The 11,473-nt window shown below is 55.4% G+C and carries 12 protein-coding genes; 11 read left to right on the top strand and 1 reads right to left on the bottom strand.

Features of this window, described 5'->3' with window-relative positions:
* Positions 1-11: 11 nt before the first annotated feature.
* On the bottom strand, positions 12-356 hold the full coding sequence (gene hypA, locus SGR01S_RS23525) for a hydrogenase maturation nickel metallochaperone HypA (RefSeq protein ID WP_073963395.1): 345 nt from the start codon (positions 354-356) through the stop codon (positions 12-14).
* Positions 357-619: 263 nt separating this feature from the next.
* On the opposite strand from hypA, the gene hycA reads away from it, so the two are divergent.
* The 11 genes from hycA (at position 620) to fdhF (ending at position 11,430) form a co-directional block, all read left to right on the top strand.
* Positions 620-1,087, top strand: coding sequence for a formate hydrogenlyase regulator HycA (gene hycA / locus SGR01S_RS00820; protein ID WP_061806230.1), 468 nt, complete (start codon positions 620-622; stop codon positions 1,085-1,087).
* 87 nt (positions 1,088-1,174) lie between these two features.
* Entirely contained in the window at positions 1,175-1,789 is a 615-nt protein-coding gene (locus SGR01S_RS00815) for a 4Fe-4S dicluster domain-containing protein (RefSeq protein WP_061806229.1), read from the top strand.
* Positions 1,789-3,657, top strand: a complete 1,869-nt coding sequence (locus SGR01S_RS00810) for a proton-conducting transporter transmembrane domain-containing protein (protein ID WP_061806228.1) — start codon at positions 1,789-1,791, stop codon at positions 3,655-3,657. Before SGR01S_RS00815 ends, SGR01S_RS00810 begins: the two co-directional genes overlap by 1 nt.
* 10 nt (positions 3,658-3,667) lie before the next feature.
* The gene (locus SGR01S_RS00805; RefSeq protein ID WP_061806227.1) at positions 3,668-4,603 is read left to right on the top strand and encodes a respiratory chain complex I subunit 1 family protein; all 936 of its coding nucleotides are present in this window, start codon (positions 3,668-3,670) and stop codon (positions 4,601-4,603) included.
* A 22-nt stretch (positions 4,604-4,625) separates the two neighbouring features.
* Positions 4,626-6,329, top strand: coding sequence for a hydrogenase large subunit (locus SGR01S_RS00800; protein ID WP_061806226.1), 1,704 nt, complete (start codon positions 4,626-4,628; stop codon positions 6,327-6,329).
* 12 nt (positions 6,330-6,341) lie between these two features.
* Positions 6,342-6,887 (top strand): formate hydrogenlyase complex iron-sulfur subunit, encoded by a 546-nt coding sequence (locus SGR01S_RS00795; RefSeq protein WP_061806225.1) that lies wholly within the window; start codon positions 6,342-6,344, stop codon positions 6,885-6,887.
* Positions 6,884-7,681, top strand: coding sequence for an NADH-quinone oxidoreductase subunit B family protein (locus SGR01S_RS00790; RefSeq protein WP_037415228.1), 798 nt, complete (start codon positions 6,884-6,886; stop codon positions 7,679-7,681). The genes SGR01S_RS00795 and SGR01S_RS00790 overlap by 4 nt, the downstream gene beginning before the upstream one ends.
* Positions 7,678-8,094: a formate hydrogenlyase maturation HycH family protein gene (locus SGR01S_RS00785; RefSeq protein WP_061806224.1), complete on the top strand. Its 417-nt coding sequence runs from the start codon at positions 7,678-7,680 to the stop codon at positions 8,092-8,094. Before SGR01S_RS00790 ends, SGR01S_RS00785 begins: the two co-directional genes overlap by 4 nt.
* Positions 8,087-8,557, top strand: a complete 471-nt coding sequence (hycI, locus tag SGR01S_RS00780) for a hydrogenase maturation peptidase HycI (RefSeq protein ID WP_061806223.1) — start codon at positions 8,087-8,089, stop codon at positions 8,555-8,557. The genes SGR01S_RS00785 and hycI overlap by 8 nt, the downstream gene beginning before the upstream one ends.
* Positions 8,558-8,719: 162 nt before the next feature.
* Positions 8,720-9,262: an electron transport protein HydN gene (hydN, locus tag SGR01S_RS00775; protein WP_037415222.1), complete on the top strand. Its 543-nt coding sequence runs from the start codon at positions 8,720-8,722 to the stop codon at positions 9,260-9,262.
* A gap of 11 nt (positions 9,263-9,273) precedes the next feature.
* A complete protein-coding gene (gene fdhF, locus SGR01S_RS00770) occupies positions 9,274-11,430 on the top strand; it encodes a formate dehydrogenase subunit alpha (protein ID WP_061806222.1) in 2,157 nt (718 codons plus the stop codon).
* The last annotated feature ends 43 nt before the right edge of the window (positions 11,431-11,473 follow it).

Raw genomic sequence — 11,473 nt, 5'->3', positions numbered from 1 at the left:
ATTCCCCTCTGTTATTCAATTTCCAGGCGTTTTATTTGCAAGCCATCGTCGGCCTGTACCCGCAGATTTCGTCCGCTACAGTGCGGGCAGACCAAAACCTGCGGTATCAGCAACTGGACATCTCTCTGGCAGTCATGGCACCAACACTGCGCTTTCTGTTCCACCAGATGCAGTTCGCAGCCTTCGGCCAGGGTGTCACGACACACCATGTCGAAACAAAAGCGCAAAGACTCCGCTTCCACGCAGGAAAATGCGCCAATTTCAAACCACACCGCTGTAATACGCTGGGCACGATGCTGGCGAGCCTGTTGCTGCATTATTTCCATCGCATGTTGGCACAAGGTTATTTCGTGCATCTGGTCTCCGCCAAAGGTGATAAAACGCGTTGTATTAATACCACTGCAAATATGATGCCAAGCCGAAATTGACATATTTGTCGAGCGTCATGTCATCGACAGTAATTACATCAATCGCCGACGGGCTGGCTACGCATTTAATTTAGTGCCAACGGTTGAAATAAAAGGGATAAGTGAGGAATTAAAATGTTTGGCACACTTTATGCTTTAACTCGTTGACCAGGAGCTATTTCGACAATGATCATCAATTTTGAGTGAGGACAATGAGTACAATCAGTGAAGTAACCAGCCAGGCCGATTATATCGCCAGCAAAAGCAACCGTCTGATGGCACAGTGGCAGACCTACCACAGCACGTTAATCAAAGCAGTCACCACCACCAAAAAGAAGATTAATCATCAGTTTACTTATGGGCAGGAAGACGACTTGCGCTTTGTTTTGTTCAACCACTTTATTGTCAGCATTCAATTAAGCGAGGGGTTCTACAGTCGCGATATTTGCTACCGCATTAATTTGGCGACGGCACACGAACCGGAAAATTTTGCCCCTTTTGCACATGCCACACTGGATGAAAGCGGCAATGTCGACGGGAAAATAAACAACCGTGATACGCAGGCAGTATTTGAACATTATCTGGATAAGATAGCCGTTATTTACCAATGCTTGTTTGACTCTCTTCATGATGGCAATGCCATTTATGACGCACTGAAGAAAATAACCTTACCCGTCTGACTGTCGGCGTTAATCACTGACAGAAAACTGTCGAAACGTCATTTTTTACTGACGATTTCGTCATAAATGACGAAGCAAGGAGTGTGCATGAACCGCTTTATTATTGCGGACCCTAAATTGTGTATTGGCTGCAATACCTGTATGGCAAGTTGTTCTGCGGAACACCGGCAATATGGATTGCAGGCATTACCCCGCTTGCAGGTAATACGCAACGCCCGCGACTCTGCACCGGCAATGTGCCACCAGTGTGAAGACGCCCCCTGCGCACAGGTATGTCCGGTCAATGCTATCCGCCACCAAGATGACGCCATCGTACTGAACGAAAGCCTGTGCATCAGTTGCAAGCTGTGCGGCATTGCCTGTCCGTTCGGCGCCATTGGTTTCGGGGGCAGTACTCCGCTGGCGATCCCTGCGGACTGCAACACCCCGCTGGCATTGCCCGCGCCCAAAGCAGCGCGCCCGATCAGCCCCTTCCTGGATTGCGTACCCGGTGTCCGTGCCGTGGCGGTGAAGTGCGATCTCTGCGACTTCAGTGCCGATGGCCCCGCGTGTATCCGTACCTGTCCTACCCAGGCCATCCGTCTGGTGACTGATCATGACGTACGTAATGCAAGCGAGCAAAAAAGACGTAACGCCATGCAGGCGCTCAGTGCCGAGTTACCGTTCGTTGCCGCCCCTGAATCCCGCAAGGAGCCGAATTAATGATGTATACCATTACGCCCGATCCACTGTTGCTTCTGACATTGGCATTGGCGGGGTACTTGCTCTGCGCCCTGTTGAGCTGGCTAATCTCTCCCTGGCCACGTGTTAGCCAGCTACTGAGTGGCGGCAGCTTGTTGTGTGCTATAGCCACATTGCTGGCGGCCTTATCTATGCTGTTTACGCCGCTGCATAGCGCCCGCTTACCCTGGCTGAATTATGCCGTGGAAATCAGTGGCCCTAACGCACTGTTACTGCTGGTGATTGCCCTCAGCGGTATCTGCACCGCGCTGTATCACGCAGGCTGCATATTGAGCTTAAACGCGCGCGTTCGCGGGCGAATTGGTGGTCTGACCAACCTGATGCTGTCGGCGTTAAGTGCCGCGGTGATGGCTGATAATGCATTGGCGCTGCTGTTACTGTTGGAGCTGGCCGCGTTGTGCGGCTATTTCCTGATAGTCCATGCCCCAGGAGCCAAAAGCCTGCGTGCCGGGCATAACCAGTTCTTACTGATGCGCTTGGGTACCTTGTTACTGGTTATCGCTTTCGCCCTGATTTATACCCATAGCCACAGTTTGGCCTTCAGCGTGATCCGCGCTACGCCATTGCCGGACGCACTGCGTAATGGCGTGTTTTTGTTGGCACTCACCGGGTTCGGCATCTTTGCCGGGGTGATGCCATTACATGCCTGGGTTCCTCAATCTCACAGTAGCTCACCGGCCTCCGCCGCCATGTTGTTTTCCAGTGCACTGATGAAAGTCGGCCTGCTGGGAATTATGAAAATAGGTATGGATCTGTTGGGCACACCGCCACTTTGGTGGGGCTTACTGGTGTTGCTGTTAGCCGCTGGGACCGCGTTTTTCGGCGGGCTGTATGCGCTGATGGAGCACGACCTGCGCCGCTTGCTGGCTTATCACACGCTGGAGAACATTGGCATCATCCTGTTGGGTATCGGTGGTGCGATGGTCGGCATGGCGCTACAACTGCCGCTATTGACCGCATTCGCCCTGATCGGCGGTCTGTTCCACTTGTTGAATCATAGCCTGTTCAAAAGCGCACTGCTTCTGGCGGCGGGTGCCATTGAGCAACAAACCGGCCTGAAAGACATGGAAAAAATGGGGGGACTCGCGCGGCTGATGCCCTGGACCGCGGTTGCCCTGTTGATTGGTCTGGTGTCGATGGCTGCACTGCCTCCTTTAAATGGGTTCGCCAGTGAATGGCTAATCTATCAGGGACTCTTCCGTTTCAGCGCAGCACCCAGCTTTATCGGGCATCTGTTTGGCCCGTTGCTGGCAGTGACCTTAGCCTTGACCGGTGCACTCGCGGTGATGTGCGTCAGCAAGGTATTTGGTGTCGCTTGCTTGGGCGCGCCGCGCAGCGCCGCTGCCAAGAATGCGGTTCAGGCCAACCTGTGGCTGACGCTCAGCCATGTACTGCCTGCATTACTGTGCTTGCTATGCGGTCTGGGCGCCCCCTGGATCGTCCCGCTGTTTGCCCGCTTGATTGGCACCCTGCCGGAACACAACCTGTCTGTGACTGATGCGCTGGTTTCTACTCCGCTGATCGCCATTTTATTGCTGGCGATGCCACTGCTGCCTTTGTTGATCGCGGCGCGTTATCAAACTCGTCGCCAGCCTCATCGGGTGCAAGGCAGTGCCTGGGCCTGCGGTTATGGGCATGAAGACGCAATGGTGATCACCGCTACCGGCTTTGCTCAGCCGTTGCGAGTAATGTTTGCCCCGCTGTATCAACTGCGACGCTGGCTGCCTGAGAAAGTCAGTGATGGGTTACACCGTAACGTATTCGTTACCTTCTGCCGCGGTCTGGCCGCCGTAGAGTTGGCGGTGCTGTTGGTTGTGGCTTTTGCCTGAGGAGATAACGATGACCTATCCCTATGTATTACTCGGCTTGGTACAGGCCCTGCTGTTACTGGCCGTTGCCCCGCTGTTTGCCGGGATCAGCCGGGTGCTGCGAGCCAGCATCCACACCCGACGCGGGCCTGGCGTATTACAGGAATACCGAGATATCGCCAAACTGCTCAAGCGTCAAAGCGTGGCACCGGGCGCTTCCGGCCTGGCCTTTCGTGCCATGCCTTATTTGTTGACCGGCACCTTGCTGGCCATCGCCTGTGCGCTACCGATGCTGACCACCGCCTCACCGCTGCCCGCCATCGGTGATGTGATCACACTGATCTATCTGTTCGCCGTAGTGCGCTTTGTGTTCGCTATCGCAGGATTGGATACCGGCAGCCCCTTCACCGCCATCGGTGCCAGCCGCGAAGCCGTGTTGGGCATTTTGGTTGAACCCATTTTACTACTCGGTTTGTGGGTAGCGGCATTGGTTGCGGGTTCCACCCAACTAAGCGCGATGGTGCAAAGCGTATTGGGGTTGCCACACCACGCCGGGTTACCGCTGCTGTTGGCCGGCTTGGCCTGTGCGTTCGCCACCTACATCGAAATGGGCAAATTGCCGTTCGATATGGCTGAAGCGGAACAAGAGCTACAGGAAGGCCCGCTGACGGAATATTCCGGGGCTGAGCTAGGCATTCTGAAATGGGGCATCAGCCTCAAACAACTGGTGGTGTTGCAATTGTTCCTCGGCGTTTTCCTGCCCTGGGGGCAAGCGGCAGAACTCAACGCGCCGCAATTATTGGTTGGACTGGTACTGGCGCTGTTCAAGCTGCTGTGTGCAGTGGCACTGATTGCGGTTATCGAAAACAGCGTGGCGCGTTTGCGTTTCTTGAAAACCGCTTACACCACCTGGACCGGTTTTGGACTGGCATTTCTGGCGCTGGTTTCCTGGCTGGTCGTCGGCTGAATAATGATTGAGGCAATCAACAATGACTAACGAACATCAAGGCCAGCACTATCTGGCGGCATTGCAGCAACAATTCCCCGCTGCCATGCTGGCGGCGGAATGGCAAACGGCCGACCAACTGACGGTGACCGTCAAACTCAACGCGCTGCCGGAAGTGGTGGAATGGCTGTATTACCAACAGGGCGGCTGGCTGTCGGTGCTGTTTGGTAACGACGAACGCACGCTGTGTGGCAATTACGCGCTGTATTACGTGCTGTCGATGGAGCAAGGCACAAAATGCTGGATCACGGTACGCGCCGAAGTTGATGCCCAGACCCTGGAGTTCCCTTCCGTGACGCCACGGGTACCCGCTGCCGTTTGGGGTGAACGCGAAGTGCGCGATATGTATGGCCTGCGCCCGGTGGGTTTGCCAGATGAACGCCGACTGGTGCTGCCGGACGACTGGCCGGACGATCTCTACCCGTTGCGTAAAGACGCCATGGACTATCGTCAACGCCCCGCACCAACCACCGACGTGGAAACCTATCCGTTCCAGAGCCTGGCCGGTAGCAAAGCCAACGTGGTGCCTATTGGCCCATTGCATATTACATCAGATGAACCGGGGCATTTCCGGTTGTTCGTGGACGGTGAAGACATCATCGATGCCGACTACCGGCTGTTCTACGTACACCGTGGGATGGAGAAACTGGCCGAAACCCGCATGGGTTACAACGAAGTGACCTTCTTGTCGGATCGCGTGTGCGGCATTTGCGGTTTTACGCATAGTGTGGCGTACACCAGTTCGGTAGAGAACGCGATGGGTATTCAGGTACCAGAACGTGCCCAAATGATCCGCTCGATCCTGCTGGAAGTGGAACGCCTGCACAGCCATCTGCTGAACTTGGGGTTGGCCTGCCATTTCGTCGGTTTTGACTCCGGTTTTATGCAGTTCTTCCGGGTGCGTGAACAGTCGATGAAGATGGCTGAGATACTGACCGGCGCGCGTAAAACCTACGGTTTGAACCTGATTGGTGGCATCCGGCGCGATATTTTAAAAGACGACATGTTGCAAACCCTACGGCTGGCGGCACAAATGCGCAGTGAGCTGGTGGATCTGGTCGATATCTTGCTCAGTACGCCGAATACCGAACAACGTAGCCGAGGCGTTGGCCGTCTTGATCCTCAAGTGGCTCGTGACTACAGCAACGTGGGGCCGATGATCCGTGGCAGCGGCCACCGACGTGATACTCGTCTCGATCATCCGTTTGCCGGCTACGCCAAACTGCCGGTGGAATTGTGCGTTGAGGACGGTTGTGACGTCTACTCCCGGCTTAAAGTACGTATTCACGAAGTGTTCAACTCGCTTGGCATTATCGAGTTTGGTCTGCAAACCTTGCCAACTGGGCCGCTGGCCGTGGAGGGATTCACCTACATTCCACACCGCTTTGCCCTGGGCTTCGCCGAAGCGCCGCGTGGCGATGATATCCACTGGAGCATGACCGGCGACAACCAGAAACTGTTCCGTTGGCGCTGCCGTGCCGCAACCTATGCCAATTGGCCAACACTGCGCTACATGCTGCGCGGCAATACCGTTTCTGACGCCCCGCTGATCATTGGCAGCCTGGATCCCTGCTATTCCTGTACCGACAGGATGACCATCGTCGACGTGCGTAAGCGCCAATCCATCATCGTGCCGTACAAAGAAATTGAGCGTTATGGCATCGAACGGAAAAACAAACCGTTCTAACCGGAGCCCATCATGCTGAAACTGATTAAAAAAGTGCTGAACACCGGGCCTGCCACCGTGGCCTATCCAGCCAAACCATTGGTCATTGACCCGAATTTTCGCGGCAAACCCGAATATAACCCGCAGCAATGCATTGCCTGTGGGGCTTGTGCTAACGCCTGTCCGTCTAATGCGTTGTCCATGTCGACCGACATGACCACCGGCACAATACGTTGGCAGTTTTTTCTTGGTCGCTGCATCTTCTGTGCGCGCTGTGAAGAGGTCTGCCCAACCACCGCCATCCGACTTTCACAGGCATTCGAGCTGGCGGTGTGGCGCAAAGAGGATCTGTATGAACACGCCGATTTCGCCATTTGCCATTGCCGGCAATGCGGTAAAGCCTATGCGTCGCAAAAAGAAATAGATTATGCGATTGCGCTGCTTGGACTGAGCAGTGCAGAAATGGCCGCCCGCCGTCCGCAGTTTGAAACCTGTCCTGCCTGTAAACAACAGCAAAACCTGACCCAGGCCGATCGCATTGACATTGGCCGTCATTTGACCCGGGAGGTCATCTCATGAATCCGCCACTGATTGGCCCACGCGATGAAAATGGCCTGCCGGTGCCGATCACCCTCGACGACAGCATCGCCAAGCTGAAAACTACCCTGCTGAAGGATATCCGCCGTTCGGCCTATGTTTACCGGGTAGACTGCGGCGGTTGCAATGGTTGTGAAATAGAGATTTTTGCCGCCATTTCGCCGCTGTTCGATGCCGAACGCTTCGGTATTAAAGTGGTTCCCTCACCCCGTCACGCCGATATTTTGCTGTTTACCGGGGCAGTCACCCGCGCCATGCGTATCCCGGCGATCCGTGCCTGGCAAGCCTCACCCGATCCGAAAATCAGCATCTCTTACGGTGCCTGCGGCAACAGCGGCGGCATTTTCCACGATCTCTACTGTGTATGGGGCGGCACCGATCGCATCGTACCGGTCGATGTCTATATCCCCGGTTGCCCGCCAACGCCCGCCGCGACCATTTACGGTTTCGCCATGGCGCTCGGTCTGTTGGATCAGAAAATCAAAGGCCGCCAGCATGATGAAACCCAGGGTGAAGCGGCACATTTGCTGCACCCTGAACTCCCCCAACCGTTACGGGTATTACTGGATCGGGAAGCCAGGCGGATGGCCGGCTACCGCTATGGTCGCCAAATCGCCGACCAGTTCATGCAATTGCTGGCAGCAGACAGTGCACTCCCCGTCGAACAACGCATTAGCGCTTACCTGCAACAACAAGACGATCTACGTCTGAGCGAGATTGTCGGCAACCTGCAAGGTATCTATCAGCGGGTACTGCGTGGGGAGTTGCGACTATGACCGGTTCCCAGGCTCAAGTGGTGTTTTACTCCCTAAGCCGTAAGTTCGTGCAAGAGAAAAAGGCCCCACCCAAAGCCCAGGAGGTGATCTATTACAGCCTGGCTATCGGCCACCATCTGGGTGTTATCGACTGCCTGGAGGCCAAACTCAGTTGCCCACTGACCGGGTTCCACGCATGGGTGGCCCACCTGCCCGTAGGCAGCACCGCCCGGCGCAAGCTTGAAGGGGTCGATCGCTTTGGGGAAATTTGTATCGACAGCAGCCATACCCACTTGTTAGCCACTGCCTTGAGTACCGCAGCGCCGCAGATGACCGTGGAACAGCAAGACTGGAGCCAGCAGCTGATCGCCCTGCTGCAATCGATTGAAAACGAACCTGCCATTTATCTGATGGTCCGGAGGCATGATGACTGACGTTCTATTGTGTGTAGGCAACTGCATGATGGGTGATGACGGTGCCGGACCGCTGCTGGCAGAACTCTGTGCCGGCAATCCCCCCGACGGCTGGACGGTGATTGACGGCGGCGCCGCACCGGAAAACGACATTGGCCATATCCGCGAGCTGCACCCTTCACGGCTGGTGATTGTCGATGCCACCGACATGGGGCTGGCCGCGGGAGAAACCCGGGTGATCGATGAAAAAGACATTGCCGACATGTTCATCATGACTACCCATAACCTGCCGCTCAACTTCCTGATCGACCAACTGCGCGAAACGGTGCCGGATATTACTTTTATCGGCATTCAGCCGGAGGTGGTGGCGTTTTACTACCCGATCGGCGCGGCGGTAAGGCAGGCAGTAACCACCCTGCATCAGCGGCTGCATGACTGGCCGCACCAGGGCGGCTACCCACAACTGGTGGTGACGAATGTCTGACGCGGCATCGTCAATTATGTCGATGCGTGGTCGGTCATATCGTCACACCCTCACTAATCCTATGTTTTTAATGAATTTTAATAATTGGCATGCTTTATGCCTAAAAGAAGTCACAACGTTTCTACTGCCATACCCTGCTGAAGGGTAACCCAGGAGTTATTGATGAACCGGTTTATCATCGCCGATCCCAAAAAATGCATCGGCTGCCGTACCTGTGAGATCGCCTGTGTGATGGCACACAGTGAAAGCCAGGAAATTTCAGCGCTAAATCCCGCCAGCTTCGCCCCGCGACTGCATGTGATCAAAGGCGTTAACGTCAGTACCGCCGTACTGTGCCGCCAGTGTGAAGACGCACCTTGTTCCAATGTGTGCCCCAACGGTGCGATCAGTCGCACCAACGGCATGGTGCTGGTGATGCAAGAACGCTGCATCGGCTGCAAAACCTGTGTCGTCGCTTGCCCTTACGGCGCGATGGAAGTGATCACCCGCCCGGTTGTCCGCCAGAACGGCGCTGTGATGAGTGCCACCACCGAGAAAGCTGAAGCCCACAAATGCGACCTGTGTATCGGTCGTGATAGCGGCCCCGCCTGCATGGAAACCTGCCCAACTAATGCACTGCACTGCGTTGACCGCAATATGCTGCAAGAAATGAATGCCGAGAAACGTCGTCGCGCCGCGCTCGACACCCTGTCGTCACTGTTTTAGGAACTGAACCGATGAAAAAAATCACAACCGTCTGCCCTTACTGCGGTGCAGGCTGCAAAATGAAACTGGTGGTCGACAACGGGAAAATCATCCGTGCCGAGGCGGCTGATGGCGTGACCAATCAGGGCGAGCTGTGCCTGAAAGGTTATTACGGCTGGGACTTTCTAAACGATACCAAACTCTTGACCCCGCGCCTGAGCCAGCCGCTTATTCGCCGTGAGAAAGGCGGCAAGTTTGAAGCGGTCAGCTGGGATGAAGCGATTCGTTATACCGCGCAACGCTTACAACAGATCAAAGATAAACACGGTGCCAGCGCGATCATGCATACCGGCTCATCACGTGGCACCGGTAATGAAACCAACTACGTTATGCAGAAGTTCGCGCGTGCGGTGATTGGGACCAACAACGTTGACTGCTGCGCCCGTGTCTGTCATGGCCCGTCGGTGGCAGGTTTGCAGGCCACATTGGGCAACGGCGCAATGAGCAACTCGATTGGCGATATCGAAAACTCTAAATGCCTGCTGGTCATCGGTTACAACTGTGCCGATTCGCACCCTATCGTGGCTCGCCGGGTGCTGAAGGCCAAAGAGAAAGGCGCGCAAATTATCGTCTGTGACCCGCGCCGTATCGAAACCGCACGTATTGCCGACCAACATTTGCAGATCAAAAACGGCTGTAACATGGCGCTGGTGAATGCCTTTGCCTATACGCTGATTGAAGAAAACCTGTATGACCGCGATTACGTGGCGAAATACACGGAAGGTTTCGAGGCTTACCGCCTACAGTTAGCGGATTATGCGCCAGAAGCCGTGGAACATCTGACCGGCGTTAGCGCCCAGCAAATTCGCCAGGCGATGCGCACCTACGCCAGTGCGCCTTCCGCCACCATCATGTGGGGCATGGGCGTGACTCAATTCGGTCAGGCTGTCGATGTGGTCAAAGGCCTTGCCAGTCTGGCGCTGCTTACCGGCAATCTGGGACGCGCTAATGTGGGGGTTGGCCCGGTACGTGGGCAGAACAACGTTCAGGGTGCCTGTGATATGGGCGTCCTGCCCAATGAGTTCCCAGGTTATCAGGCCGTCACCGACGCTGGCGTCCGCGCCAAATTCGCTGCGGCCTGGGGTATTGATGCCAGCAAGATGGATCCCAACGTCGGTTACCGCATTACCGAGATCCCACATTTGGTGCACGAAGGTAAAGTGAAGGCCTATTACATCATGGGGGAAGATCCGTTACAGACCGAAGCCGATCTGAGCCTGGTGCGCGGCGCGTTCGACGCATTGGACTTTGTGATAGTGCAAGACATCTTTATGACCAAAACCGCCGAACAGGCCGATGTGATCCTGCCTGCCACCTCCTGGGGTGAGCATGGTGGCGTATTCTCCTGTGCCGATCGCGGGTTCCAACGTTTCGAAAAAGCCATTGAGCCGCAGTACAACGTCAAACGCGATTGGGAAATCATCAGTCTGTTGGCGACCGAGATGGGCTATCCGATGCATTACGACGATAACCAGCAGATCTGGGACGAAATGCGCGAACTCTGCCCGCTGTTTTACGGTGCCACTTACGAAAAAATGGGCGAACTTGGCCATGTTCAATGGCCTTGTACCACGCTGGAAAGCCAGGGAACGCCTTATCTGTATCAGGGCAATCAGTTCACCACGCCGTCCGGTAAGGGCCAATTATTTGCCACCACCTGGCGTGCGCCAGCGGAAATCCCGGATGCAGACTACCCGCTGGTGCTCTGTACCGTGCGTGAGGTCGGCCATTACTCATGCCGTTCGATGACCGGTAACTGTGCCGCGTTGCAAACTCTGGCTGATGAACCCGGTTTCGTGCAGATCAATCCACAGGATGCCGAAGCGCTGGGTATTGCCGATCAGCAACTGGTGTGGGTCAGCTCGCGCCGCGGCAAGGTCATCAGTCGCGCCAACTATAACGAACGCATCAATCTGGGGGCGGTATATATGACCTACCAGTGGTGGATTGGGGCCTGTAACGAACTGACCCAAGAAAATCTGGACCCAGTCTCCAAAACGCCAGAAACCAAGTACTGCGCGGTAAAACTGGCGGCAATTAGCGATCAGAACTGGGCGGAAAATTATGCCCAGCAGAGCTACAGCGACATGAAGGCCCGCCTGCGTCGCGCAGCAGAAGATGTGTTCTAAAGCGGCACCGTCAACTTTGTAGGGGGCGAATAATTCGCCCCGA

The organism is Serratia grimesii NBRC 13537, assembly GCF_001590905.1.
Lineage (GTDB): Bacteria > Pseudomonadota > Gammaproteobacteria > Enterobacterales > Enterobacteriaceae > Serratia > Serratia grimesii.
This window is presented reverse-complemented; position numbering and strand designations above follow the sequence as displayed.

Bases quoted from the DNA above. Each gene is read 5' to 3' on its own strand.
- SGR01S_RS00790 (WP_037415228.1), top strand. From the start codon at position 6,884: ATGAATCCGCCACTGATTGGCCCACGCGATGAAAATGGCCTGCCGGTG.
- hycI (WP_061806223.1), top strand. From the start codon at position 8,087: ATGACTGACGTTCTATTGTGTGTAGGCAACTGCATGATGGGTGATGAC.
- SGR01S_RS00795 (WP_061806225.1), top strand. From the start codon at position 6,342: ATGCTGAAACTGATTAAAAAAGTGCTGAACACCGGGCCTGCCACCGTG.
- SGR01S_RS00800 (WP_061806226.1), top strand. From the start codon at position 4,626: ATGACTAACGAACATCAAGGCCAGCACTATCTGGCGGCATTGCAGCAA.
- hycA (WP_061806230.1), top strand. From the start codon at position 620: ATGAGTACAATCAGTGAAGTAACCAGCCAGGCCGATTATATCGCCAGC.
- hypA (WP_073963395.1), bottom strand. From the start codon at position 356: ATGCACGAAATAACCTTGTGCCAACATGCGATGGAAATAATGCAGCAA.
- SGR01S_RS00815 (WP_061806229.1), top strand. From the start codon at position 1,175: ATGAACCGCTTTATTATTGCGGACCCTAAATTGTGTATTGGCTGCAAT.
- SGR01S_RS00785 (WP_061806224.1), top strand. From the start codon at position 7,678: ATGACCGGTTCCCAGGCTCAAGTGGTGTTTTACTCCCTAAGCCGTAAG.
- hydN (WP_037415222.1), top strand. From the start codon at position 8,720: ATGAACCGGTTTATCATCGCCGATCCCAAAAAATGCATCGGCTGCCGT.
- SGR01S_RS00805 (WP_061806227.1), top strand. From the start codon at position 3,668: ATGACCTATCCCTATGTATTACTCGGCTTGGTACAGGCCCTGCTGTTA.
- fdhF (WP_061806222.1), top strand. From the start codon at position 9,274: ATGAAAAAAATCACAACCGTCTGCCCTTACTGCGGTGCAGGCTGCAAA.
- SGR01S_RS00810 (WP_061806228.1), top strand. From the start codon at position 1,789: ATGATGTATACCATTACGCCCGATCCACTGTTGCTTCTGACATTGGCA.